Source organism: Vibrio injensis (genome assembly GCF_001895205.1).
In the GTDB taxonomy this organism is placed as follows: Bacteria; Pseudomonadota; Gammaproteobacteria; order Enterobacterales; family Vibrionaceae; genus Vibrio; species Vibrio injensis.
Genome location: NZ_BDJF01000010.1, coordinates 68005 through 94366, shown reverse-complemented (window position 1 = coordinate 94366; position 26362 = coordinate 68005). Strand labels below are relative to the sequence as shown.

Below are 26362 nucleotides of genomic sequence, written 5' to 3'. Positions count from 1 at the left end.
GGATTGTGAGTGCTTTCGATATTAACTCGCCTTAGGCGGATAGTGTTGTGGTTACTGGTAAGTCTGTTAGTGGTGCTGGCCTTGGTCATCACCACTTTACGTATCGTCTTACCAGAAATGAATCGTTTTAAAGGCGAGATTCAACAGTGGGTTGGCGAACAAACCCAAATTCAAATTACCATTGCCGATGTGCGTGGCTTTTGGCGTAATACCCACCCTTCGCTTGCTCTGCAAGGGGTTCAGGCGAACCTGCCTGATGGCAGTCAAATACAACTGGAAACCGCGCGGATTGATGTCGAGTTTGATTTACTAGAAAGCTTCAGACAGCGAGCGCCAGTGGTAGCTAATCTCGTCATTCATCAATTAAATCTGGATATTCGTTCGGTTGATTGGTTGGCAATCAATCAAGCATCGGATCAGCCATCAAGCCAAACTGGCGATCAAGGCCGTATTTTACAGCGCTTAGACGATTTATTCTTACGTCAGCTCGATGATTTTTCTATTCAGGATTCGACCATCCTCTATCAAACGATGGCGGGCGACTTTCGTCAATTAGATGTTGAAAAACTGCATTGGAAGAACCGTGGACGCCAGCACATTGCGGAAGGGATCATCAGTTTAGCGGATAGCGAAATTAACTCATTAAAAGTAAGTGCTCACTTTAAAGACCACGGTTCATTACGGGATGTTTCTGGGCAATTTTATATCAGTGCCGATAAACTGCGGGTTCGTCCATGGTTGACGCGTTATTTAGCTGATGCAACAGGGATTGAACGTGGCTTAATCAGCTTTAATGCCTGGATCTCATTAGAGCATAATCAGCCTATTGATGGTTATGTTGAGCTCAAACCTTCAGAGCTTGCGTGGCACGATACAGAGCGACATGAGTTACTCTTGGAGTCAGGCATTGTTCAGTTACTTCCTACCGAAAATGGTTGGCAAGTTAGTGCCCACTCTCTCAAATTGCGTACCGATGATAACCCATGGCCGGAATTGGATTTTGCTTTAGATTGGCAACCACAAGGTTGGCGCTTGAATGTCTCTCAATTGGCGCTACCCACTTTAACGCCATTAGTTAGGTTGATACCAAATTCACAAACGGCGCAAAGCTGGCTTGCACATTTAGAACCCCATGGTTTGTTGGAGGATGTACGGCTGTCGGTGAATCAAGATCATGGTATCCAGTACTCTGTTCGACTGAATCAAGGCGGTATCAAGCAGTGGGATTTGTTGCCCGGAATCGAGAATCTACAGGCAACAGTCCGAGGTTCGACAGAGAGCGCCGTTATACATGCGAGCTTAGTTGATGAAACCCTGCCTTATGGTGATGTTTTCCAAGCGCCACTGTCTCTGCGTCAAGGATCGATTGATCTAGTGTGGCAGCGTGATGAAAGCGGTTGGCGTTTATGGGCCGATAAAGTAAGCGCTGACAATGCGGATCTGAAAGTATTAGGGGCTTTTCGACTTGATTTTCCGGTCCAAGGAGAGCCCTTCTTATCTTTTTATGCCGAAGCCGATCTCTACAATGCGGGCGAAACGTGGCGTTATTTACCTACGAGAGCACTGGGCCAGTCTCTTACCGATTACTTATCGACGTCGATTCAGGGCGGTCACGTTGATACCGCTAAATTACTTTGGTATGGCGAGCTAGCCGCGTTTCCTTATCAGGATAACAACGGTATTTTCCAAGCTTGGGTTGGATTAAAAGACGCGACATTCAGCTTCGATACCGCGTGGCCAGCGATCACCGATTTACAGCTTGATCTGCTGTTTGAAAATGAATCCATGTACCTTGATTCTCGTTCGGCGACATTAATGGAGGCTAAAGCGGAGCGTATTGTTGGGCAAATTGCTCATTTGTCTGAAGATGGCTGGCTAGAACTCAGTGCTACAGTAAAAGCTCAAGGTAATGCGGTACGGGATTATATGACCGCAAGCCCATTAGTCGATTCCGTTGGCGCTGCATTAACCGCTATTGATGTACGTGGGCTGGTCAACTCTCAGTTCCAATTAGCGATTCCTTTTGCGCATGGTCATGATGTTCGAGCGTGGGGGTGGGCGGATTTGATGAATAATCAGGTTGAGATCAACACGCCGCCAATGACATTAAATGGCGTATCGGGACGAATTCATTTTGATAACGATCAGGTCTCGGCCGCAGGACTAACGGGTGAGTTACTCACACAGCCGATTTCTTTTGATTTTAAAGGTGAGAGTGCAGCGCAAGGTTATCATGTTGGCATTGATTTAGTGGGTGATTGGGATATTGCTCCTTTAGCGCCCTATGTCGGTGAGCACTGGCTGGCGCCTGTCACTGGTCATGCGCCTTGGCAAATGGGGGCCAATATTCAGCTCAATGATGTTGGCTTTACATATCAAATTGATGCACAGGCTAATTTACAGTCTATCGCGAGTGCTTATCCCTATCCTTTAGCTAAACCTGCCAACCATCAAGGGACAGCGCGTTTGCAAGCCTCGGGTAATCAGCAAACAGTATCTGCTCGTTTACAACTGCCTGATGCGAAGTACCAAACAGAGATTGATATTACTCAGCCAGTACCACGCTTAACGGCAAGTTATCTGTTACTGGGGCAAGGCAGCTTTAAAATGAGCCCAGTTGCTGGGCATGATGTTCAGATTCGCAGCGAGAGATTTAACCTTGATCAATGGTTGGATGTTATTGATCAGCAAACCGATAGCCCTGCACCTAGTGTATTGGCGGAGTTACAAACGCCAAGCTTACCTATACCAGAACGAGTCGATATTGATGTCCAAGAGCTTACCTTTGCTGGTTTAGAGTGGCACGATGTGGAATTCAGCGCTCGCCAAAAAAATCTTGGTTGGTCTGCTACGGTCAATAGCCAAGAGGTGCAAGGCCAAGCCAGTTATATTCAGCCTTATGATTTGACGGTGGCTTTACAACGTCTCCATATCTATCTGCCGCAACTCGATCAACATCAAGGGCATAGCCTGTTGATTGATAGAGAAAAGCAAGATGCACCACTGATTTCAGAGTTTGATCGCCGCTTTCATCAGTTAGTGCCTAATCTTACCTTAGTGATTGATGATTTTTGGTTACAAGGATACAGCGTCGGTAAGTTGAATATGGATTTTCAGCGCCAAGGCGATACTTTAGCTTGGAAAAAAATTGACATTGTCAGCGGTACCAATCAAATCAATATTAATGGTGAGTGGACGCTCACCGATGAGAATAGTCACACCGTGATGAATATTGATATGCAAGGTGAAAATAACAGCGATCTTATGGAGCGCTTTGGGATCACCTCTGGTATACAACGAGCCCCGTTTTCGCTGAAAAGTCGTAGCGAATGGGACGGTGCGCCATGGTCGATGCGGATTAATACCTTACAGGGCACGGTAGAAACTGAATTAGGTAAAGGGGTTATTTCTAATGTCAGTGGGGCAGCGAATCTGCTTGGATTATTCAGTCTCGATTCGATCATTCGTAAAATGCAGCTCGATTTTAGCGATATTTTTGACAAAGGGATGGCGTTCAACCGTATAACGGGGAGTGGAGAAATCGAGCAAGGTATATTTGTGACCAATAATATCAAAATGGATGCGATTGCTGGTGAAATGACCATCCGTGGTATGGCGGACCTCAATACTCAGATGGTGGATGCACAAGTGAACTTTGTCCCCGATCTGACCTCAGGAATTCCTGTCATGACAGCGTTTGCTGTGACTCCAGTGACGGCCTTATATGTGTTAGCGATCACTACGGTGATATCACCAGTCGTTGAGGTCTTTACTCAAGTTAATTATGAAGTTAAAGGGCCTTTGAATGCACCGAATGTGCGTGAAATATCGCGCCGTAAAGGGGAATTTAAGCTGCCTGAACGGCTAAAAAAATAACTCAAGGAGAGAGGATCATGTTGCGAGTCGGATTAATACAAATGACGTCCAATCATGTTGTTGATGATAATCTAAATTACATTGAACAGCAGGTGATAAAACTGGTGGATCAAGGCGCGCAATTGATTGTTACCCCGGAAAACGCAGCCTTATTTGCCAGTCACGACCAATATCAGCAAAATGCTGAGCCATTAATGACTGGACCAATTCAGCAGCATTTTTCTCGATTGGCTAAACAGCATCAGGTGTATTTATTGCTGGGTAGTTTACCCATTCGGCGCTCAAATGGCCTTACCAGTACCTCGATTTTATTCGGACCTCAAGGCGAATGGCTGGCAGACTATGATAAGCTACACTTATTCGACGTTGATGTTGCTGATCAGCATCGTTGTTATCGCGAATCTGCGCTATTTTGCGCAGGTCAGCGCGTAGTGGTAGCGAACACGGGATTAGCTAATTTAGGCTTATCGATTTGTTATGATCTGCGCTTTGCTACGTTATACAGTGAGCTACGCCGAAAAGGTGCACAAATTTTGCTGATCCCGGCTGCGTTTACTGCGGTGACTGGTCAAGCTCACTGGGAACTGTTATTACGAGCGAGAGCGATTGAAACCCAGTGCTGGGTCATCGCCGTTGGACAAACAGGCCAGCACTCCGGCGGAAGACAGACTTGGGGACATTCGATGGTGGTCAATCCTTGGGGGGAGATCACCGCTTCTCTCGGTCATGAAGCCGATAATCTTTTGGTCGATATTGATTTACGCTCGCTGCAAACTATTCGTCAAAACATGCCGGTGCTTGAGCACACACGTTTTCATCATCAATTTATAGAGAAAAAGAATCCGCTATGAGTATTACCCGTATTGAACAAGCGTTACTCGCCCCAACGGGCCTGACTGAACAGGATGTTGCTGATACGCTAGCCAGTATCATGACTCGTGATATTGATTATGCTGATCTTTATTTTCAATCGAGCTGGCATGAATCTCTGGTGTTAGAAGATAGCATTATTAAAGATGGCTCATTTAATATCGATTGCGGGGTTGGCGTACGGGCGATCAGTGGTGAAAAAACCGGTTTTGCTTACTCGGATCAAATTCAACTTGATGGATTAAAACAAAGTGCGATTGCAGCTCGAGGCATTGCGACTCAAGCCAAAAATGGTCAAGTGCAAGCATTCCGACGCCATGATAACCAAGCGTATTATGCGGCGGATAATCCATTAGAAAATTGGCAAAAACAGAAAAAAACCGAGCTACTGCAACAGCTCGATGCTTATATTCGAACCAAAGAACCTTTGATTCAAGAAGTCTCGGTGAGCCTGAGTGGGGTTCATGAACAGATGCTGGTGGCAGCAACCGATGGCACTTATGCTGGTGATATTCGTCCGTTGGTGCGTTTATCGATCTCCGTGTTAGCTAAAAAAGGCGACCGTCGTGAGCGTGGCAGTGCAGGGGGCGGTGGTCGATTTAATTATGATTACTTTTTAAATGAAGAAAACGGCCAAAAAATTGCTTTTGCTTATGCCGATGAAGCGATTCGCCAAGCGTTGGTGAATTTAGAAGCGGTGGCTGCTCCTGCTGGCACCATGCCTGTAGTATTGGGCTCTGGCTGGCCAGGTGTCTTACTGCATGAAGCGGTAGGGCATGGTTTAGAAGGGGACTTTAATCGTAAAGGTTCTTCTGTTTTCTCTGGAAAAATCGGGCAGCAAGTGACCTCTAAACTGTGCACGATTGTCGATGATGGCACGTTAAAAGATTTACGTGGTTCATTGAATGTCGATGATGAAGGGGTTCACGGCCAATACAATGTGCTGATTGAAAAAGGCGTTCTTAAAGGTTACATGCAGGATAAGCATAATGCGCATCTAATGGGTGTTGCCCCCACGGGGAATGGTCGCCGTGAATCCTATGCTCATTTGCCGATGCCTCGCATGACCAATACCTATATGTTACCCGGTGAGCATACTCCAGAAGAGATCATTGCCAGTGTCAAGAAGGGGGTTTACGCGCCTAATTTTGGTGGTGGTCAAGTGGACATTACCTCTGGAAAATTTGTCTTCTCGGCCTCTGAGGCGTATTTGATTGAAAATGGCAAAGTGACACGTCCGATCAAGGGAGCAACATTAATTGGCTCTGGTATTGAAGCGATGCAGCAAGTCTCAATGGTTGGCAATGATCTGAGTATTGATCGCGGTGTGGGTGTCTGTGGTAAAGCGGGACAAAGTGTTCCAGTCGGTGTCGGCCAGCCAACGTTAAAGTTGGATGCCTTAACCGTAGGTGGGACAGAATAATTGACGGAATAAAATCGGCCGCTTACACGAGAAGTTGGGGTAAAGCGGCTTTTCTCGGTAGTAATTATTGACGATCCGTGCGATATTTCGCGCTAATTTTTTGAGCCTGTTTATAAACTCTGGAGTCACCATTATGTCTCATGAAGATGAATATCTCTCTGTTGAAGCCTTTATTGAAATGCAAAAAGAAGAGACTCGCGATATTATTCAAGCACTACTCGACGACGGCAGTGATCCAGAAGCCTTGTACGATATTGAGCATCACTTGTTTGCTGAAGATTTTGAAATCTTAGAAAAGGCTGCTGTTGAAGCTTTTAAACTGGGTTTTGAAGTATTAGAAGCTGAAGAGACTGAAGATGAAGATGGTCATAAACTGTTCTGCTTTGATGCGACCATGCAATCGGTTTTGGACCCTCAAGCGATCGATCAGCAAGTCGCAAAATTAGTCGAGTTAGCTGAAAAGTTTGATGTTATCTACGATGGGTGGGGGACGTATTACGAAGGTGAAGATGCCCTTTATCCAGAAGAAGATGACGAAGACGAAGAACAAGCCTAATACTCAGTGGCCGTTATCCGTTAATGTTGCCACTGTGAGCAATTAATTTGTCATAGTAAATACCAGTCAACCGGCTGGTATTTTTGATCCCGCTCAGGTATATATGAAATAAATTTGCTCAAGACAATCGATGACAATGCAGTTTTCTCTTTCTGGTCCATGGCAGCTTTCTCCTCTGACAGACGTATCCATTCCTCAAGTTGATCTTTATTTTCCTAATCCATTCAGTTGCGCCTTGCCAAGTGAATTCGCTGAGCATGAACTGGCACAGCAAGAGTGGCATTTAATGCATGATATTGAAGTCGATGACCATCTCTTAGCGTTTGCTGCTATTGATGTCGTGATAGAAGGCATCGATTATCCAGCCGAAGTGCGTCTTAATGGAGCCGCTATCTTTGATTGTGACGGAACGCAATATCGTTATAAAAAAGAGATCCGTTCGCTACTTAAGTTAGGCCGAAATCGGTTTGAAATTTTATTCTTACATCAGGAAGACGATTGGTTGATTGAAGAGCCGATTTGTCCGCTTGGTGAAGAAAAGCGAGTTGCATATGACTCGAGGATTGGTATTTGGCGAGCGCCTTATTTACAGGCTATTTCTCACTTACGCCTTGAGCATCTAACGACAGAGCAAATCTGGCATCATGGTGGTGGTTGTGAGCTGTTAGTGAATCTTTACTTTACTACCTACGCGACTGGTTTAGTGTCGGCGGCAGTTCGTTTTGATGGTATGACTTACCATTTACCGATAGATGTACGTAGTGATCATGTAACGGCTATTTTCCAAGTCGATGCTCCTCGCTATTACGACGCAGAAAAACCGAATCCTGAAGATCTTTATACGATTGATGTTGAGTTAGATGGACAACAAGCCTCCGTTAAACTGGCATTGAGTGACACTTTGTGTGTCACTCATTTTCCGTTATAACGCTATTGGCGGAGCCGATCATTATCTAGTGCGCACAGCCAAAATGTTTGTCGGTGCCTTTTTTCTGTGGATGCAGACTTTGCCATACTTTCTCATGAAAGTAGTAAGCACAAGTATTAAAGCTAGGTTCAATCATTGCCATAATACCGCCAATTAACCAGCTACCAGTGAGCAAATAAGCGATACCAAAAGCAACGCTAAAGTGGATAACGGCGAAGCTGGCGGTTTTTATCCGAGTCTTGCCTGCGTAACGTTGCAGTGCTGGATGCTGAGTCCATACTCGTTCATGGAAATAAAAAGCGACAGTATTGACCATCGGTTCCAGCATAGCGATTAAACTACCGAGAATGATATCGCCCGTCAGTAGGTAAGCGATAGTAAAAGCGATGGTAAAGTGAATAGCAGCAAAGCTGAGTGTTTTTTTCATGATCCGATCCCACCTATTTCTTCTTGATGTAAACATTATTGATAATTATTCTCAAAAAGAAAAGGGGAATCGAACAATTAATCTCATCGGTAAAATCGATGAGTCTTCCTTTTGGTGATTAACCTTGCGGTTTGATGACTAAAACGGGGATGGGGGCGTTCTCGACGACCTTGCTGGCTACCGAACCAAGCATCACTTTATCCATTCGCGAGCGCTTATGGCTGGGCATGACAATTAACTCTGCCTCGAGCTTTTCTGCATATTCAAGAATGGTCGTGTAGGGCTTACCTTCGGCGACATGTAACTGATAATGAATATCTTCAGGCAGATACTGCTGAGCAAACGCTTGTAAGCGTTGTGCGACATCTTGTTTCATTTTATTGGCTGCATCACGTGGGAAATAAGTTGCGACCATCGACATGTGAATACCGGGCAGTACCGTTAAAAGGTGTACTTGAGCACCACTGTGCCTCGCTTGCCATACTGCACTTTGCGCGGCTTTATCAGCAAAGCCTTGTTCATTTAAATCTACGGGGACTAAGATATGTTTATACATAGTTTTTGATCTCTGTATGGCTTTCCCCTACTGATTCGATAAGCAGAGGAAAGCAAAGTCATGATGGTTTAAGGTTGTACCGCCGTTTTTCTGAGAGCTCGACGTCTTTGATTCCAGCCAAGCAGTAAGGTCAGCAACAGTGCAGGGACAAAGACCCACTCTTTCATTGGACGATCACTATCTACGACTACCGTACGGACCTCCCAATCAAAATCGATCCCTGCCGCTTCAGCTGGGCTACGAAATTCAACAGCGTCGATCAACATTCGATTATTGATCTTATTAACGGTAAGCCCCATCGAACGAATCCGTTCTTCCGCCGTTAGCGCTCGATCATCAAACGGCAGTTGCACGGTTTTCGACACATAATCACCCATTAAGGTTTCTCCGGCGACGATCATCACAATTGGTTGACCTACTGGTGCTTTATCGACGATGTAGGCTAAGTCTGTGCCTGGGTATTGATACTTAGCTGGGTAAATTTTATCCCACCAAAAACCGGGTCGTAAAAAGCTAAAGGTTAGTAGCAACAATAACAGCACTTCCCACCATTTTGCTTTGGTAAACCACCAGCCTTGGGTCGCCGCTGAAAATAACAGCATGGCGATGATTGAGGATCCAACCGTTAATGCTAAGTGCCACCATGACTCAATACCCATCAGTAATAATTGGGTATTAAAAATAAACATAAATGGCAGAATGGCGGTTCGAATATCGTAGGTAAATCCTTGAATACCAGTACGAATGGGGTCTGATTTGGCGATCGCCGCTGCGGCAAATGCAGCCAGACCGACAGGTGGTGTATCGTCTGCTAAGATACCGAAATAAAACACAAACAGGTGTACGGCAATCAATGGGATGATCAAACCATTCTGTGCACCTAAGGTAACGATCACCGGAGCCATCAATGTCGATACGACGATATAGTTGGCGGTGGTTGGTAACCCCATACCTAAAAGTAAGCTGATCACGGCAGTAAACAGCAACATCAACATAATGTTACCGCCAGAGATAAACTCGACAAAGTCGGTCATGACTAGGCCAATTCCCGTTAAGGTAACCACACCAACCACGGTACCAGCGGCTGCAGTCGCGACACCAATCCCAATCATATTGCGTGCACCAGACACTAAACTTTCGAGTAAGTCTGTAACGCCAGCTTTGGCTTGTTGAGCGGCATCGTTAGTGCGATTAAACCAAGCGATCATTGGCCTTTGAGTTAAGAGAATAAAAATCATAAACACGCTAGCCCAGAAGGCAGATAAACCCGGCGAAAAGCGCTCAACGGTCAAACACCAGACTAAGACCACGATCGGCAGTAAGTAATGCAGCCCAGATTTAACTGTCGGGCCAACGTCTGGGATTTCCTGAATGTTTTCATCCAAACTAAATTCACGCTCGTGAGTATACTGAGCAGAGACTTTCAACAGTAAGAAATAACAGACTAACAGTACGAGTGTGACTATAGGTGTTGCTGCCGCGCCAAACACGTCCTTCGTCCAACCGACCCCGTAATAGACCAACGCACTCAAGACACATAACCCTAAAATGGTGCCAGTGAAAGAGAGCAAACTATTGAGTAACGTTGAAGGTCGACGACGAGGTAGGCCAGTCATGCCGGCTTTACAAGCTTCTAGGTGGACAATATAGATAAGCGCTATGTACGAGATAAGCGCAGGCAGCAGTGCCGCTCGGATCACTTCGACATAAGAGATACCGACGTATTCGACCATCAAAAAGGCCGCAGCGCCCATGATTGGTGGCGTAAGCTGGCCATTGGTTGAAGCGGCAACTTCGATAGCACCGGCTTTCGTGCCAGAAAAGCCAACGCGCTTCATGAGCGGAATAGTAAAAGTTCCGGTTGTGACTACGTTGGCTATCGACGAGCCGGAGACCAAACCGGACAGTCCTGAGGCGACAACAGCCGCTTTCGCCGGTCCGCCACGCATGTGACCGAGTAAAGAAAAGGCCACCTTGATAAAATAAGCCCCGGCTCCGGCCCGTTCTAGCATTGCTCCAAAGAGTACAAATAAGAACACAAAAGAAGTCGAGACTCCTAAAGCGATACCAAATACGCCTTCAGTAGTTAGCCATAGATGAGACATGGCTTTATTAAAGCTCGCTCCTTTGTGCGCAATGACGTCGGGCATATGTGGCCCAGCAAAGGTGTAGAGTAAAAAGAGCCCGGCCACACACATTAACGGCGGGCCTAATGCACGACGCGTAGCTTCCAGTAACAGCAGCATGCCCATACCAGCGACAATGATGTCAGTATCGGTGGGTGCGCCTGAGCGGCCGGATAAAGAAGTATAAAAAAGATAGATATAAGCTGCCGAGAAACTGCCCGCAAGGGCCAAGATCCAATCCACAGCAGGAATACGGTCACGGGGAGAATGTTTTAACGCCGGATAAGCGGTAAAAGCAAGAAAAACGGCAAAGCTCAAATGGATAGCGCGAGCTTCGGTATCATTTAAAATCGCAAAGTTAAAAATAAATGGCAGTGGTGAAGCATACCAAAGTTGGAAAAGAGACCAGCACAGTGGTACAAACCACAAAATTCGCCCAGAAAAACCTTGTGGATTCCTAGCGCCAGTATCTGCTTGTGCAACCATCTCTTGCACATCCTGCGACGGAGTTGTTGCCTGCGTCATGTACGTTATCCTTAATATTGATGGTTCATACCTTTTCTATTGTGTAACTAACGTCTACTCAGTGAACGGTCCTGCAAAGCTTAGTATTAGCTTGACTATGTTCGCTGAAAAGCGAATAGAAGAAGGTGCGGTGCAAATAAAAAATTATCCAATGTCTACCCAAAACAACGCGAGTGCTCAGTAAAGCTTGCCATATTGGTACGATTGCAGAGGGAAGAGTCGATAGCGAATATAAAAATGTTATGCGTAGGACTTATCAATCAACCCCCAAGCGAATGGGGATTGATTGCCTACCTACAATGGGTCATGATTTATTTTAGTAAACCGACCTCTTTGTAATATTTTTCAGCGCCAGGATGGAGCGGAATAGAAAGACCAGCTTTAACCATGTCTTCTTTTTTCAACGTGGCAAAGGCAGGATGAAGACGAGTAAAGGTATCAAAGTTTTCAAATACCGCTTTGGCAACGTTGTAAGCCACTTCATCGGAGACATCAGCGCTGGTTACCAGTGTTGCGGCAACTCCAAAGCTTGTTACTTCGTTATCGGTTCCACGGTACATTCCTGCAGGAATGGTGCTGTAGGCGTAGTAAGGACGCTCGGCAACAATTTTCGTCACTTCTGGTCCGGTTGCTGAAACCAGTTTAGCGTTACAAGAAGTGGTCGCTTCTTGGATGGCACCGTTTGGATGTCCGACCATATAGATAAAGGCATCAATACGATTATCACACAACGCTTGTGAACGCTCGGATCCTCTCAGTTCAGAGGCAAGTCTGAAGCTGCTATTAGTCCAGCCAAACGCGTCCATTACCACTTGCATGGTGGCACGATCACCAGAACCTGGGTTACCGATATTAACGCGTTTCCCTTCAAGATCTTTTACATTATTGATGCCGGAGTCTGCGCGAGTGATGATGTTAAAAGGTTCTGTATGCAAAGAGAACATCGCGCGTAGCTTTTTGTAAGGGCCGAGTTCAGAAAACTGACTGGTGCCATTATAACCGTGGTATTGCCAGTCCGATTGGACGATAGCAAAATCGAGCTCACCATTACGCATGGTGTTGACGTTGTAAATGGATCCTCCGGTCGATTCCACGGAACAACGAATATTGTGCTCTTGGCGGTCGCGATTCACTAAGCGACAAATAGCACCGCCAGTCGGATAGTAAACGCCGGTTACGGCTCCAGTACCAATGGTAATAAATTCCTGAGCGTGAACCGCACTCGCTCCCATAACAGCCGCAGCGATAGCACCTACTTTGATGATCTTGTTCAATAGCATGAATATCCCTTCCTTTTATTTATTATTCCCAAAGAGCTTGAACGGTTGTCGGGGGTATGATTCCTTGCCCCCTGATGACTAGAGGTTATTGCACGGTAAGTGCCCTCGGCAAGTCGTTTGGGTCTAGCAATTGGCGCTGGTTCTGCTGAAAAGCAGAAAAAGTGCCGAGTGATAATAACAAAAAATGCTTAATAAATTATAGAATTGTAAAAATTTATCATCGGCTAAAGCACGCTGTTTAGTGGCTAGGGATGTTATTAATTGAGGTTAATTGATTGATAATTATTAGTTTAATGTATGGTTTGTGGATGATGGTAAGATACGTGAGATGTGAATTGGGTCACATTAATTTAACAATGTAACCCGTTATTAATGCGCTTTAGCCTGCGTATTCGAATAGCTCGCACACGGAAATAAATAACTGTTTAGTCGTGATATTCATTGTCGGGGTAATGAATATCGTATCATCGCCAGCAACGACGCCGAGGATACCTTCTGATTTACCAAGAGAGTCAAGTAAACGAGCAATCAATTGCGCTGCCCCTGGGCCTGTATGTATCACGACTAATGCGTTGTTATGATCGACATCGAGAACGAGTTCTCTGAGAGAGCTGGAAACTGTTGGTACTCCAAGCTCGGCAGGCAAGCAATACACCATCTCCATTTTGGCATTGCGCGTGCGAACGGCACCAAACTTGGTTAGCATACGCGATACTTTGGACTGATTGATGTTATCGAATCCTTCATTCTTTAAAGCATCGACAATATCGCTTTGTGAGCCAAAGCGTTCTTCTTTCAATAAGGCTTTAAAAACACGAACTAAGTTATCTTGTTTATCTGTAGGGCGCATTGTGGATTTTCTTTTGCTGTTCAACCATTAATGACTATTGTCACATAGCTCACGACAGAGAGGCAAATTATCGTCGAAAAGTGTCTAAATGGTCACTGTAAAAATACCGTATTTACGTTTATATCCTTCTTACTTTGCCGCTTCTGCAATACAGGTTACGTTCTTACTGACGGGCTATTGTCATCCTAGGTGATTTGGCTCTGTAGATGGTCGCTAATACTTTGTCATTCCTCATGAATCCTCGCATAATGCTTCACTGACTGTGGTCTATTCATGAGGAATTGCGCAAAGTCGCAAAGCTGAGGTTAATTGATTGTAATCAAGATGTAGTTGCTATAGCTTTTTGACATCGGATAAATCAGATAAAAAGATACCCTACCAAAACATATATAAGAGATTTACTCTCAAGGAGAACTACGATGAAAGTCGCTGTTATTGGTGCCGCTGGCGGCATCGGTCAAGCCCTAGCTCTGTTATTAAAAAATCATCTTCCTGCTGGTTCAGATCTTGCTCTGTATGACATCGCTCCAGTGACGCCGGGTGTGGCTGCGGATTTGAGCCATATCCCGACGCCGGTGTCGATCAAAGGTTATTGCGGTGAAGATCCAACTCCTGCATTAGAAGGCGCGGATGTCGTGCTAATTTCGGCAGGTGTGGCTCGTAAGCCGGGAATGGATCGTGCGGATCTTTTCAATGTTAACGCCGGGATCGTCAAATCACTCGCTGAACGAATTGCCAATGTTTGTCCAACGGCTTGCATCGGGATCATTACTAACCCAGTCAATACAACAGTGCCGATCGCGGCTGAAGTATTGAAAAAAGCTGGCGTTTACGACAAGCGCAAGTTGTTTGGTGTCACGACGTTAGACGTCATTCGCTCGGAAACGTTTGTTGCTGAACTAAAAGGCAAAAATCCTACCCAAGTTCACGTTCCTGTGATTGGGGGACACTCTGGTGTGACGATTCTGCCTTTGCTATCACAAGTCGATGGTGTTGAATTTACTGAGCAGGAAATCGCGGCGCTCACTAAGCGTATCCAAAATGCAGGTACTGAAGTGGTGGAAGCCAAAGCGGGTGGCGGTTCAGCGACACTCTCGATGGGACAGGCTGCTTGCCGTTTCGGACTGTCTTTGGTGAAAGCATTACAAGGTGAATCAGTGATTGAGTATGCTTATGTGGAAGGCGGCAGCGAACACGCTTCATTCTTTGCTCAACCGATTAAACTGGGTAAAAATGGTATCGAGGAAGTGCTTAGCTACGGACCATTGAGTGATTTCGAAAAAGCAGCACTTGATGGTATGTTAGAAACGCTCAATAAAGATATTGAGATCGGTGTTGAGTTCGTTAAATAACAATAACCATCGTTAGATGATTTGATTTGTCATGCCGTTTATCCAGTGTACGTATTGGTCGTCGTCATGGCAGAGCATAAAAGACATCAACAATGCCGCAGTTTAACTTAGCGGCATTTTTTCTGCGTGAAGCTCCTATGATTTAAAGCTGCCATTAACCATCCTTACTTTCTCCTCCCATAGACTTAAGAGGGCAATCTCATTCTTGATGTTCTCTGGTCGATGTTCTGAGTCGTTTTTTCTTTGTCTTCGTCATGATTAACCATTTGATTGTCTCAATTTTTTATCCATTTCAGTAGTCATAAAATTGGTATAGAGTTAAATTTTTATTCATTAATGCTGAAAAAATAGTATTATCTGGCCTTTTTTATGGCCGCTAAGGCGATTTTATGGCGCAATCTGACGCAGATTTGATCGTTGGCAATGAATGTGGAAAAACTTTGACTTTGTTAGTGAAGTGGATCACGTCGAGTCTGCTATTAAAGGCCATTTCTGACTACTATAGCGTTTTCCAGAAGCAGGTTGGAAATCATCATGGATAACAAATTGGGTTTAGGCTCTTTAACCGCCTTGGTTATCGGCTCTATGATTGGGGCTGGGGTATTTAGCTTACCGCAAAATATGGCGGCAGTGGCGAGTCCTTTGGCGGTGATGATTGGTTGGGGTATTACCGGAATAGGTATGATCTTCCTTGCCCTATCATTTCAACAATTAGCGATACATAAACCAGAGATCAATAGCGGTGTATTTGGTTATGCCCGGGCAGGTTTTGGTGATTTCGCCGGATTTTGCTCGGCTTGGGGATATTGGTTCAGTGCGATGGTCGCCAATGTATCCTATCTAGTGATTGTCTTTAGTACTTTAGGCATGCTGTTTGATACACCAGATCGAGTTATTTTTGGTGATGGCAATACGTTGATCTCGATTGCTGGTGCTTCGGTACTTCTTTGGCTGGTACACGGGCTTGTTTTACGTGGCGTGCAAACGGCAGCGTTGATCAATTTAGTGACGACTTGCGCGAAAATGATCCCGTTGGTGCTGTTTATTTTATGTGCCATGGTTGCTTTTCGTTGGCAGACATTTACGGTTGACTTTACCGGACTTCACTTTGGATCTGAGCACGATTTATGGTCGCAAGTCAAAGCGACCATGTTGATTACGGTTTGGGTGTTTATTGGTGTTGAGGGTGCGGTGGTTGTTTCTAACCGGGCTCGAGTACGGCGCGATATTGGGCGAGCGACGATTTTTGGTTTACTGACCGCGTTAGCCATTTATGTCTTAGTAACATTGCTGTCAATGGGGGTGATTGTTCCCGTAGAACTGGCCAGCTATCAGAATCCGTCGATGGCCAGAGTACTAACCGAGATATTGGGTCCTTGGGGACAGTATATTATTGCGATTGGTTTAATTATTTCTGTGTGTGGTGCATTTTTGAGCTGGACGGTATTGGCTTCGGAAGCGCCATTTTTGGGAGCAAAAGATGGTATGTTCCCAGCACGGTTGGCGAAACAAAACGCTGCAGGTAGCCCCGCGAGTGCATTGACGTTAACCAACGTTTGTATCCAAGTCTCACTGATCATTGTGATGTTTGCTGGTAGTACCTACGACACCTTATTGATCTTTGCTTCGGAAATGATCTTGGTGCCGTACTTTTTGGTAGGGGCTTATACTCTGAAGCTGGCGCTTAATGAGTCTAAACAAGGAAAAATTTTACTCATCGGGTGCGGTGCGACTCTCTATGGCGCTTGGTTATTGTATGCCTCTGGATTGCATTATTTATTACTTTCGACGTTATTGTATCTGCCTGGTATCGCTTTTTATATTAAAGCCAAACGAGAACAGGGGGTGCAGCCTTTTCTTGGTCGAGAGAAACTCGGTGCGGGTACGTTAACTCTCTGTGCTTTATTTGCCTTTGGTTTAATGTGGCAAGGGTGGTTTTAGTTAACAAAAGGACTCACTTGTCGCTTTATTGGTTTGACTCAGAGCGACAAGTGAAGAAGCAATAATCACGGCGTAGCCTAAGGTTTTTTATTACTTACTGCGTTTTACCGCCATATGTGCCAAAGCAATCAGCGCTTGTTTATAGTCACTGTCGGGGATAATAGCTAATTCAGCAATTGCTTTATCGGCTTCTTGTAGAGCTTTAGCGGTGGTGTATTCTAATGAACCGGTTTGCTGCATTGTCGCTAAAATCGCCGTTAATTTCTCCATCCCATTGGCTTTTTCAATCGCTTCACGAATCATCGCTGATTGCTCTCCTTGGCTATTGCGCATGGCATGCAGCAAAGGTAGCGTTGGTTTTCCTTCTGCGAGATCATCGCCGACGTTTTTACCCATTTCTTTGCCATCGGCGGTGTAATCCATAACATCGTCGATCAATTGGAAGGCAGTACCTAGATATTTACCGTAGTTTTGCATTGCCTTTTCAACTTCCGGAGGGGCATCACATAACATGGCTCCAATTTGCGTAGCGGCTTCAAACAATCGAGCAGTTTTTGAGTAAATGACCTGCATATAACTCTCTTCCGTAGTCTCCGGATCATTACAGTTCATTAATTGCAGAACTTCACCTTCAGCGATAACGTTGACCGAATGACTCATTAATTTGAGGATCTTCATTGATCCTAGCTCGGTCATCATTTGAAAAGAGCGAGTGTAGATAAAATCGCCGACCAGTACGCTGGCAGCGTTACCGAACGTTGCATTCGCAGTGGCTTTACCACGGCGCATATCGGATTCATCAACGACATCATCGTGTAATAAAGTTGCCGTGTGAATAAATTCAATAAACGCGGCAGCCATGGTGTGGCCCTCACCTTGGTAACCTAAGGCTTTGGCGGACAAAATGGCCAGTAATGGACGTAGGCGTTTACCGCCACCACTGACGATATAAAACCCCAGTTGGTTGATAAGGGAAACGTCAGAATTGAGTTGAGCAAGTATCGTTTTATCCACTTTTGCCATGTCATCGGCAGTAAGCGCTTGGATAGCTTTAAAATCCATCATAAATCCGGCTGAAGTTAGAGCTTGTAAGGCATTATGTTCTGCTTGAGTTGTTGAATAATACACTAAAAAATATTGATTAATACATGGCTTAAAGGCATGATTGCCGCACTTTTGTTTGGCGATTAGCTTTTCGCCAATTTTTTTTAAATATGGCTTGTCATGGGGACGCCATTCACGTAGAATCTGCGCCCTATTGATGATTAGTTTAGCGCACACCCTTTTTGCTCAAAAATGTTAGCATAGGCTGTGCGGAAAGAGCGGAGTAAAATATGTACGCTGTTTTCCAATCTGGTGGTAAACAACACCGTGTTAGCGAAGGTCAAACTCTTCGCTTAGAGAAATTAGACGTTGAAACTGGCGCAACAGTTGAATTTGATAAAGTTCTTCTGATCGCTAATGGTGAAGCAATTCAAGTTGGTGCTCCTCTTGTAGAGGGCGGTAAAGTGACTGCTGAAGTGGTACAACATGGTCGTGGCGATAAAATCAAAATCGTTAAGTTCCGTCGTCGTAAGCACTCTCGTAAGCAACAAGGTCACCGTCAGTGGTTCACGGAAGTGAAAATCACTGGTATCAACGCTTAAGTTATTAGGAGAGTTTAACAATGGCACACAAAAAAGCTGGTGGTTCTACTCGTAACGGCCGCGATTCAGAAAGTAAACGTCTTGGTGTTAAGCGTTTTGGTGGTGAAGCTGTATTAGCAGGCAACATCATCGTACGTCAACGTGGTACTAAGTTCCACGCTGGTAGTAACGTTGGTATCGGTAAAGACCACACTCTTTTTGCTTTGTCTGATGGTAAAGTGAAATTTGAAGTGAAAGGTCCTAAGAACCGTAAATTCGTTAGCATCGAAGCTGAATAAGTTTAGTTTCTCGCTGAATTTAAAAGCCCTGCCGTTTGGTGGGGTTTTTTATTTATCAGCAAAGTGCTTATAACCAGTGATCCCTTACTAATGGGTCTACTTGTTATGTGTTCTAAAGCAGAAAGGCGTGATCGTTTATCTCGTGATGAGTTCTGCTAAAATTTATACCGTTAGTTAATAATGGTATTGCAACGCAAAGTGTGCGGAGTAACAAATGAAATTCGTTGATGAAGCGGTAATAAAAGTTCAGGCTGGTGATGGTGGCAACGGCGTCGTCAGTTTCTGGCGTGAAAAATTCATTACCAACGGTGGTCCAGACGGCGGTGACGGCGGTGACGGCGGTGACGTTTATATACTGGCTGATGAAAACCTGAATACACTGATTGACTACCGTTTTCAGCGTTTCTATGACGCTGAGCGCGGAGAAAATGGGCGTGGCGCAAACTGTACCGGCAAGCGTGGTAAAGATAAGGTACTACGGGTTCCTGTTGGAACGCGGGCGGTCGATATCCATACCAATGAGGTGATCGCTGAAGTTGCTGAGCATGGTAAAAAGGTGATGATCGCGAAAGGTGGTTGGCACGGTTTAGGTAATGCTCGTTTTAAATCTTCGGTCAACCGTTCTCCTCGTCAAAAAAGTATGGGCACCAAAGGTGAAGTCAGAGAAGTGCGTTTAGAGCTACTTCTGTTAGCGGATGTCGGTATGTTGGGTTTGCCTAATGCGGGTAAATCAACCTTTATTCGCGCTGTTTCGGCGGCCAAACCTAAAGTGGCAGATTATCCTTTTACCACTTTGATCCCAAGTTTAGGGGTAGTGAGTGTCGTTCCTGAAAAAAGTTTTGTGGTTGCTGACATTCCAGGGTTGATTGAAGGTGCTGCGGAAGGTGCTGGGCTAGGTATTCGCTTTCTTAAACATCTAGAGCGTTGCCGAGTGCTACTGCATATGATCGATATTATGCCTGCGGATCAAAGTGATCCAGTGCAAAATGCACTGACGATCCTTGATGAACTTGAGCAATACAGCGAGAAACTGGCGAAAAAACCACGCTGGTTAGTGTTCAATAAAACGGATCTAATGCCAGAGCAAGAAGCTAATGAAGTGATTCAGAATGTCTTGGACGCATTGGGATGGGAAGATCAGTACTTTAAAATTTCTGCTATTAATCGTCAGGGTACCAAAGAGCTATGCATGAAGTTAGCTGACTTTATGGAAACCCTACCTCGTCAGCAAGAAGAGATCTCTGAAGAGCAAAAAGTGGAATTTATGTGGAATGATTACCACAAAGATGCCATGGCTGGTCAGCAAGTGATTGACGAAGATGACGATGACGACGATTGGGATGATGAAGAAGACGACGGTCATGTTATTTATGTTCGTGAATGATCTGCTTGATATTTAAAGTTAGTGAGCCGCAATCTTGATTGCGGCTTTTTTATATTCTAAATCATATCGTCACGACACATTTTGTTGCAAACTAGGCTTTCGGTAAATTGAGGTAGTTAGGAATGGAATCATGACATCCAAACAACGAGCAATTTCACGTTTGATTGCTCAAGCGGGACAAATGCTACTGGCGCATGGCGCAGAAAGTACTTTGGTTGGCGATATTATGCGCCGTATGGGGCTTGCTTCAGGTATGGATGAAGTTGAAGTTTCGCTCTCTGCGAGCTCATTAGTGGTGACTACCGTTTATCAACAGCATTGTATTACGACAGCTCGTCGCTGTGCGGATCGAGGAATCAACATGCGAGTCGTGACCCAAATTCAACGTATTTGTATTTTGATGGAGCGCGGATTATTAGATTACTCGATGGCACAGCACAAACTTGAACGAATAACGCCAGAGCGTTATAACCGTTGGCTAGTGGTGATAATGATTGGCCTGTCATGTGCGGCATTCAGTCGTTTAGCTGGTGGCGATGGAATGGTGTTTCTCATGACTTTTATCGCTTCGGCGATAGGTATGATGGTCCGCCAAGAGATCGGTCATCGCCAATTTAACCCTTTACTTAATTTTGCGGCGACAGCGTTTGTTACGTCACTTATTTCTACTCAAGCGGTGATCTACCAGCTTGGCAATAAGCCAACCATCGTAATGGCGTCTTCAGTATTAATGCTGGTACCGGGCTTCCCATTGATCAACTCAGTTTCTGATATGCTGAAAGGTTATATTAATATGGGCATCGCTCGCTTTGTGATGGCGAGTTTACTGACTTTAGCGACCAGTTTAGGGATTATTGCCGCGATGAGCGTGACGGGAGTGTGGGGATGGTAGAGCTGGTGAATTGGAATTTATTGCTAGGGTTAATCAACGATATGTTGTTTGCCTCGATTCCTGCTGTTGGGTTTGCGTTGATCTTTAATGTCCCAGTCCCAGCATTAAAGTATTGCGCTTTAGGAGGAGCCATCGGTCATGGCTCGCGTTATTTGATGCTGCATTTTGGTATTCCGATTGAGTGGGCGAGTCTCTTTGCTGCTGGGATTGTTGGCATGATTGGTGTTCAGTGGTCGAGACGATTTTTGGCTCATCCTAAAGTGTTTACTGTCGCTGCATTAATTCCCATGGTGCCTGGTGTATTTGCTTATAAGGCAATGATTGCGATGGTAGAAATTCACCATCTAGGCTTTAAACCGGAGCTGTTTGCGAGTTTAATGGAGAATTTTTTAAAAGCGATGTTTATCATTGCTGGATTAGCCGTTGGCCTAGCGATACCAGGGCTGTTATTCTATCGTCGTAAACCCATAGTCTAGAAGCAGAAGCAGGAATAGAGAGATGATCATCAGTATGATTGCCGCGATGGCAAACGAGAGAGTGATAGGCCAAGATAACCAAATGCCGTGGCATTTACCGGCGGACTTTGTGTGGTTTAAACGCTGTACTATGGGGAAACCGGTTATTATGGGGCGTAAAACCTATCAATCGATCGGACGCCCCTTGCCTGGACGTCATAATATCGTGATCAGCCGAGATCCAACTCTGGTGATTGAAGGTGTTGATGTTGTCGCTTCGCTGCAAGCCGCGTTACTTAAGGCTGGAGCGGTCCCTGAGGTGATGATCATTGGGGGTGGCAGTATTTATACGGAATGTTTATCTCAAGCAGACAAACTGTATATCACACTGATTGATGCTCAGCTCATCGGTGATACCTATTTTCCTGATTGGGGAAAGAATTGGCGTGAATGTTACCGTGAGCACTACCCGGCAGATGACAAAAATGCGTATTCGATGGATTTTGTTATCTTAGAACGCGAGGCTGAAGAACCTAGAACCTAGAACCTAGAACCCAATGCCGGCTGCTGAAAGACTTGTTTATCTTCCCAACGTAACATGGTCAGCGGCCCGCCCCATACGCAGCCAGTGTCTAAGCCAATTACCTTCGGACTAAAGTATCCTTCAAGTGCCGCCCAGTGACCAAAAATTACCGTTTTTTCTAATTCAATCCGTTGGGGTAGGGCAAACCAAGGCATCAGCTCGTGACTACTCACTTGAGTGGGGGGAAGTTTACACGCCATATCAAGACGCCCATCAACAAAGCAAAAGCGCATGCGAGTGAAGGCATTGATGATATAGCGATAACGCTCAATTCCTTGTAGATCGTCATTCCACAGATCAGGAGTATTCTCGTACATATTTGTCAGTAGCCATGGCCATCGTTCGCTACGTAATATGGCTTCTACCTCGTGGGATGCTTTACGAGCGGTCTGCAAATCCCATTGAGGAGAGATCCCTGCATGAGTAAGGACAAACTCGGGGTGCTCTAACAAGAGTGGCCACTGACGAATCCAATCTAATAATTCATCTGCATCAGGCGCAGCAAAAATAGTTAAGGTTTTATCTTTGTTTTTGGCAGGGTGAATGCCTAGTGACACAGCTAATAGATGTAAATCATGATTGCCGAGCACCGCTTTTGCCGCCGGTCCTAATTCACGAATAAAACGCAGTGTTTCTAGTGATTTTGGTCCGCGTGCGACCAAATCACCGGCGAGCCATAAAGTATCACTGGTGGGATTAAAGTTGACCTGTTTAAGCAATAGCTGCAGCTCATCTAGACAGCCTTGAATATCACCGACAATGTAATTTGCCACACAAACTCCGTTAATTCAGTACGTTGGGGACCGCTAAACGAAAGGGTTCTATTTCAGCAAGAAAAGGTTCGCCAAGGCTATTGAGCATTCCATAATGGCCTTGCATAACGCCAACGGGCGTTTCTAATGCTGTGCCACTGGTGTAGGTGTACTCATCATTAGCGGCAATAATCGGTTGTTCACCGACGACACCTTCCCCTTCAATCCTCATTTGCTTTCCGTTAGCGTCAGTCACTAACCAAGAGCGACTAATGAGCTGCACGGTTTCAGTACTGAGATTCTTTATAGTAATAAGATAAGCAAAGACGTAGCGGTGCGCTTCAGGATGGGATTGTTCGGGCACGTACTTAGTTTGAACCTGAATCTTGATGCAAGGATGAGTAATATCCATAAATACTCCTGATTCGGATGACAAAACGAAGAAAATAGAGGATGGCGTTTGAGCCATCCTATTCTATTTATGTGGGTTGAGTATGCTGGGCATCAAGCCAATTTGCCATCGATACGAACTGTTTTAATGTCAGATTCTCTGGACGCATCGTTGAGTCGATTGCAAGGTGCGCAAAGGCTTCATCATCCAATAACCCTTTATAGCAGTTACGTACCGTTTTACGGCGTTGATTAAATCCTTCACGTACGACACGATCCAACCATTTTAAACTCGTTGCTGGATGTGGTAATTCCTCGTAAGGCAGTAAGCGAACCACAGCAGAATCAACTTTTGGTGGTGGAACGAAGGCACTCGGTGGTACTTCTAATACTGGGACAACCTTACAGTAATATTGTGCCATAACGGTCAAGCGACCATACGCTTTACTACCAGGCCCTGCAGAAAGGCGATTGACTACCTCTTTTTGCAGCATAAAGTGCATATCTTGAATTTCTTTATGAAATTCAAATAGATGGAACATTAATGGCGTCGAGATATTATACGGCAAGTTGCCAAAAATACGCAGTTTATTATTGGGTTTAACCAATTGCTGAAAGTCAAAACGCATCGCATCACCTTCGTGAATGGTCAGCTTATGCGACAATTCGGGATGGTTACGCAAACGTTCGGCTAAATCACGATCGAGTTCGATTACCGTAAATTTATCGACTTCACGGCCTACTGGCTCAGTAATGGCTCCTAAACCTGGACCAATTTCTACTAAATTCTGCCCTGGCAGAGGATTAATAGCAGACACGATCCCATCAATAATATAAGGATCGTTTAAAAAGTTTTGACCAAAACGTTTACGCGCTTTGTGCCCTAAATGGACATCATTTCTCATAGTGTTCTCAAAGTTATTGCGTTTTTTTATCAACTAATTCAATTGCTTGTTCTAGTGCGGTTTTAAAGCTGCCCGTGTCGGCTAATCCCGTTGCTGCTAAGTCGAGCGCCGTTCCATGATCCACCGAGGTTCGAATAAAAGGTAAGCCTAAGGTAATATTAACCGAACGACCAAAGCCTTTATATTTTAATACAGGAAGAACTTGATCGTGATACATTCCTAAAACGGCATCCGCTTTTTGCAAATATTTTTCGCTAAAGATGGTATCTGCTGGTAAAGGGCCTACTAAGTCGATACCTTGCTGACGAAGCTTTTCTAAGCTTGGAGCGATGGTATCTATCTCTTCATGCCCCAGTACTCCGTCTTCTCCTGCATGAGGATTAAGACCGCAAACATAAATCGTTGGCTGAGCAATCGCAAATTTCTCCACCAAATCTTGATGGAGAATACGAATGATGCTTTCTAGACGTTCACCAGTCACCGCGGCAGAGACTTTAGCCAATGGAATATGTGTAGTCACTAGAGCGACACGTAGTCCTTCGGTTGCCAGCATCATCACCACTAATGGGGTATTGGATAGCTCGGCAAAAAACTCGGTATGACCACTAAAAGCGACGCCTGAACGATTAATTACGCCCTTGTGCACTGGGCCGGTGACAATAGCATCAAATTCACCATTCATACAGCCTAATGCGGCTCTTTCTAAGGTTTTTAATACATAATGTCCGTTCGCTGGATTAAGTTGTCCAGCAATAACCTTTTCTGATACGGCAATGGAGTCAACCAACAAATACCCCGCCTTTTGCGGTGTGGCTTTTTGATCGGGCTGATAATCAAGTAGCTTTACTGCAATTCCCAATGCTTTGGCGCGTTCTGCGAGCATCTGTTTATCGGCGCAAATCACTAATTGATGTGGCCAATCATTTTGTGATAATGCCAGTACTAAATCAGGGCCGATACCAGCGGGCTCGCCGGCGGTGACGACGATGCGTTTAATCGTCATCTTGATCGTCCTGTAGGATTTCAACAAAAGCCCCGGCGCGCAGCTCTTGTAACCAAGTACTGGCTTCTTCATTGAATTTACGGTTAAACAAAATGCGATAAGCCCGATTTTTCATCGCGGCATCAGTACGATCAACTTCGCGGCGATCTAAGACTTCGACAATATGCCAGCCGTGTACGGTTTTAAAGGGTTCACTAATTCTTCCAATTGGAAGCGTTTCAATTTGATGTTTAAACTCAGGGACATACAATTCAGGCGTTTGATAACCTAATTCGCCATTTTGCGCTGCAGAACCGGGATCTTGGCTATATTGTTGGGCTAATTCAGCAAAGCTCGCTTCGCCAGCATTGATGCGACGTACTAAATCATTGAGTTGATTTTTGGCGCCTTCATCACTCAAAATGATGGTTGGTTTAATTAAAATATGACGTGCATTGACCTCCGTTACCGCAACGGTTTCTAAGCCTTTGATGTCATCGATTTTTAGAATGTGGAAACCAACGCCACTGCGAAATGGACCAATAATGCTGCCTTTATTCTGCATCTTAATTTGATCGGCGAAGATCGTCGGCATTTCTTCTTTACGCATCCAACCCCAGTCACCGCCTTGTAATGCTCGTGGGCCTTTTGAATAGGTTATAGCCATGGTACTAAAATCGGCACCTTGGTTGAGTTCTGCTACTAATTTATTGGCTTGTGCTTCAACTTCGGATTTGTCTTGCCCATCATTAAAACGCAGTTGAATATGACTGATTTTATACTGTACGGTCGCGTTGGTTTCTTGAGCGAGTAACTCCGCTAGGGTATCGACTTCGGCTGGGATAATGTTAATACGGCGGCGTACTAATGCGTTACGAGCTTCACTCGCGGCGATCTCTTTTCTGATCTGTTCGCGAAACTCTGGGTAAGTTAATCCTTGTTCAGCGATCGATAAGCGAAGTTGTTCTGGTGTCTGTTGGTTATTATGGGCAATTTCGGCAATCGCGTCGTTTAGGGTATTATCATCAATACGTACCCCGATACGATCGGCTTCCTGTTGTTGTAAAGTATCGACAATCAACTTTTCAATGATTTGTTCACGCAAGATGTTTTCGGGTGGAAGAGTTTGTTGATTTGTTCTTGCATTAGCTTTCACCGTTAATAGCGCACTGTCTATATCGCTTTGCAAAATCACCCCACTATTAACAATCACTGCTACGCGATCAAGCTCAACAGGTTGAGCCTGCACTGTCGCAATGCTTACTAAGCTGGTTAATGTATATAAAGCAAATGTCCACAGTTTCATTAGAAATCCTATTCATTATCGAGCGTTAATCATTGCTGATCACGTCACGGTTATTATGCGAAAAATTCAGATTTTTAGG

24 protein-coding genes are annotated in these 26362 nt (G+C 44.9%); 13 read left to right on the top strand and 11 right to left on the bottom strand.

Translation table 11 applies throughout. The features are described 5' to 3' along the window. The first annotated feature begins 9 nt into the window (after positions 1–9). The 5 genes from BSR11_RS03200 to BSR11_RS03180 all read left to right on the top strand — a co-directional run bounded on the left by BSR11_RS03200 (position 10) and on the right by BSR11_RS03180 (position 7653). Entirely contained in the window at positions 10–3876 is a 3867-nt protein-coding gene (locus tag BSR11_RS03200; protein WP_072669039.1) for a YhdP family protein, read from the top strand. Between the two features lie 17 nt (positions 3877–3893). Next, positions 3894–4727: a carbon-nitrogen hydrolase family protein gene (locus BSR11_RS03195; RefSeq protein ID WP_072669038.1), complete on the top strand. Its 834-nt coding sequence runs from the start codon at positions 3894–3896 to the stop codon at positions 4725–4727. Continuing rightward, a complete protein-coding gene (gene tldD / locus BSR11_RS03190; RefSeq protein WP_072669037.1) occupies positions 4724–6169 on the top strand; it encodes a metalloprotease TldD in 1446 nt (481 codons plus the stop codon). The genes BSR11_RS03195 and tldD overlap by 4 nt, the downstream gene beginning before the upstream one ends. A 133-nt stretch (positions 6170–6302) precedes the next feature. Further along, positions 6303–6725 (top strand): ribonuclease E inhibitor RraB, encoded by a 423-nt coding sequence (gene rraB / locus BSR11_RS03185; protein ID WP_004396090.1) that lies wholly within the window; start codon positions 6303–6305, stop codon positions 6723–6725. 136 nt (positions 6726–6861) lie between these two features. Further along, positions 6862–7653, top strand: a complete 792-nt coding sequence (locus BSR11_RS03180; RefSeq protein ID WP_072669036.1) for a glycosyl hydrolase 2 galactose-binding domain-containing protein — start codon at positions 6862–6864, stop codon at positions 7651–7653. Between the two features lie 25 nt (positions 7654–7678). Here the strand turns inward: BSR11_RS03180 and BSR11_RS03175 are convergent, their stop codons facing one another. The 5 genes from BSR11_RS03175 to argR form a co-directional block, all read right to left on the bottom strand. Continuing rightward, complete coding sequence (locus BSR11_RS03175; RefSeq protein ID WP_004396088.1) at positions 7679–8080, bottom strand: DUF2061 domain-containing protein; 402 nt, start codon at positions 8078–8080, stop codon at positions 7679–7681. 118 nt (positions 8081–8198) lie between these two features. Beyond that, a complete protein-coding gene (locus BSR11_RS03170) occupies positions 8199–8636 on the bottom strand; it encodes a universal stress protein (protein WP_072669035.1) in 438 nt (145 codons plus the stop codon). A 68-nt stretch (positions 8637–8704) separates the two neighbouring features. Further along, the gene (locus BSR11_RS03165; protein WP_072669034.1) at positions 8705–11287 is read right to left on the bottom strand and encodes a TRAP transporter permease; all 2583 of its coding nucleotides are present in this window, start codon (positions 11285–11287) and stop codon (positions 8705–8707) included. A 311-nt stretch (positions 11288–11598) separates the two neighbouring features. Next, the gene (locus BSR11_RS03155) at positions 11599–12567 is read right to left on the bottom strand and encodes a TAXI family TRAP transporter solute-binding subunit (protein ID WP_004396086.1); all 969 of its coding nucleotides are present in this window, start codon (positions 12565–12567) and stop codon (positions 11599–11601) included. Positions 12568–12946: 379 nt separating this feature from the next. After that, positions 12947–13417 (bottom strand): transcriptional regulator ArgR, encoded by a 471-nt coding sequence (argR, locus tag BSR11_RS03150; protein ID WP_072669032.1) that lies wholly within the window; start codon positions 13415–13417, stop codon positions 12947–12949. 419 nt (positions 13418–13836) lie between these two features. Between argR and mdh the strand changes: the two genes are divergently transcribed. Together mdh and BSR11_RS03140 are read left to right on the top strand one after the other, a co-directional pair. Continuing rightward, positions 13837–14769 carry a malate dehydrogenase gene (gene mdh / locus BSR11_RS03145; RefSeq protein WP_072669031.1) on the top strand — a complete coding sequence of 311 codons (933 nt, stop codon included), beginning with the start codon at positions 13837–13839 and terminating at the stop codon, positions 14767–14769. 534 nt (positions 14770–15303) lie between these two features. Further along, positions 15304–16710, top strand: a complete 1407-nt coding sequence (locus BSR11_RS03140; protein ID WP_072669030.1) for a basic amino acid/polyamine antiporter — start codon at positions 15304–15306, stop codon at positions 16708–16710. 90 nt (positions 16711–16800) lie between these two features. Here the strand turns inward: BSR11_RS03140 and ispB are convergent, their stop codons facing one another. Beyond that, the gene (ispB, locus tag BSR11_RS03135; protein ID WP_072669071.1) at positions 16801–17772 is read right to left on the bottom strand and encodes an octaprenyl diphosphate synthase; all 972 of its coding nucleotides are present in this window, start codon (positions 17770–17772) and stop codon (positions 16801–16803) included. Positions 17773–18044: 272 nt separating this feature from the next. Between ispB and rplU the strand changes: the two genes are divergently transcribed. From rplU to folA, 6 genes are all read left to right on the top strand, one after another. Next, positions 18045–18356 (top strand): 50S ribosomal protein L21, encoded by a 312-nt coding sequence (gene rplU, locus BSR11_RS03130; RefSeq protein WP_004396080.1) that lies wholly within the window; start codon positions 18045–18047, stop codon positions 18354–18356. Between the two features lie 20 nt (positions 18357–18376). Then, a complete protein-coding gene (rpmA, locus tag BSR11_RS03125) occupies positions 18377–18634 on the top strand; it encodes a 50S ribosomal protein L27 (protein WP_072669029.1) in 258 nt (85 codons plus the stop codon). 214 nt (positions 18635–18848) lie between these two features. After that, complete coding sequence (cgtA, locus tag BSR11_RS03120) at positions 18849–20018, top strand: Obg family GTPase CgtA (protein WP_072669028.1); 1170 nt, start codon at positions 18849–18851, stop codon at positions 20016–20018. A 130-nt stretch (positions 20019–20148) separates the two neighbouring features. Then, positions 20149–20910 (top strand): threonine/serine exporter family protein, encoded by a 762-nt coding sequence (locus BSR11_RS03115; protein ID WP_072669027.1) that lies wholly within the window; start codon positions 20149–20151, stop codon positions 20908–20910. Beyond that, a complete protein-coding gene (locus BSR11_RS03110) occupies positions 20904–21386 on the top strand; it encodes a threonine/serine exporter family protein (RefSeq protein ID WP_419796211.1) in 483 nt (160 codons plus the stop codon). Before BSR11_RS03115 ends, BSR11_RS03110 begins: the two co-directional genes overlap by 7 nt. 22 nt (positions 21387–21408) lie before the next feature. Continuing rightward, on the top strand, positions 21409–21909 hold the full coding sequence (folA, locus tag BSR11_RS03105) for a type 3 dihydrofolate reductase (RefSeq protein WP_072669026.1): 501 nt from the start codon (positions 21409–21411) through the stop codon (positions 21907–21909). On the opposite strand, the gene apaH is transcribed toward folA, so the two are convergent. From apaH to surA, 5 genes are all read right to left on the bottom strand, one after another. Next, entirely contained in the window at positions 21906–22721 is an 816-nt protein-coding gene (gene apaH / locus BSR11_RS03100; protein ID WP_072669025.1) for a bis(5'-nucleosyl)-tetraphosphatase (symmetrical) ApaH, read from the bottom strand. The genes folA and apaH overlap by 4 nt on opposite strands. Positions 22722–22731: 10 nt before the next feature. Beyond that, a complete protein-coding gene (apaG, locus tag BSR11_RS03095; RefSeq protein WP_072669024.1) occupies positions 22732–23112 on the bottom strand; it encodes a Co2+/Mg2+ efflux facilitator ApaG/CorD in 381 nt (126 codons plus the stop codon). 67 nt (positions 23113–23179) lie between these two features. After that, the gene (gene rsmA / locus BSR11_RS03090) at positions 23180–23995 is read right to left on the bottom strand and encodes a 16S rRNA (adenine(1518)-N(6)/adenine(1519)-N(6))-dimethyltransferase RsmA (protein ID WP_072669023.1); all 816 of its coding nucleotides are present in this window, start codon (positions 23993–23995) and stop codon (positions 23180–23182) included. Positions 23996–24008: 13 nt separating this feature from the next. Beyond that, positions 24009–24998, bottom strand: a complete 990-nt coding sequence (gene pdxA / locus BSR11_RS03085) for a 4-hydroxythreonine-4-phosphate dehydrogenase PdxA (RefSeq protein WP_072669022.1) — start codon at positions 24996–24998, stop codon at positions 24009–24011. After that, positions 24988–26283, bottom strand: coding sequence for a peptidylprolyl isomerase SurA (gene surA, locus BSR11_RS03080; RefSeq protein ID WP_072669021.1), 1296 nt, complete (start codon positions 26281–26283; stop codon positions 24988–24990). The genes pdxA and surA overlap by 11 nt, the downstream gene beginning before the upstream one ends. Between the last annotated feature and the right edge of the window lie 79 nt (positions 26284–26362).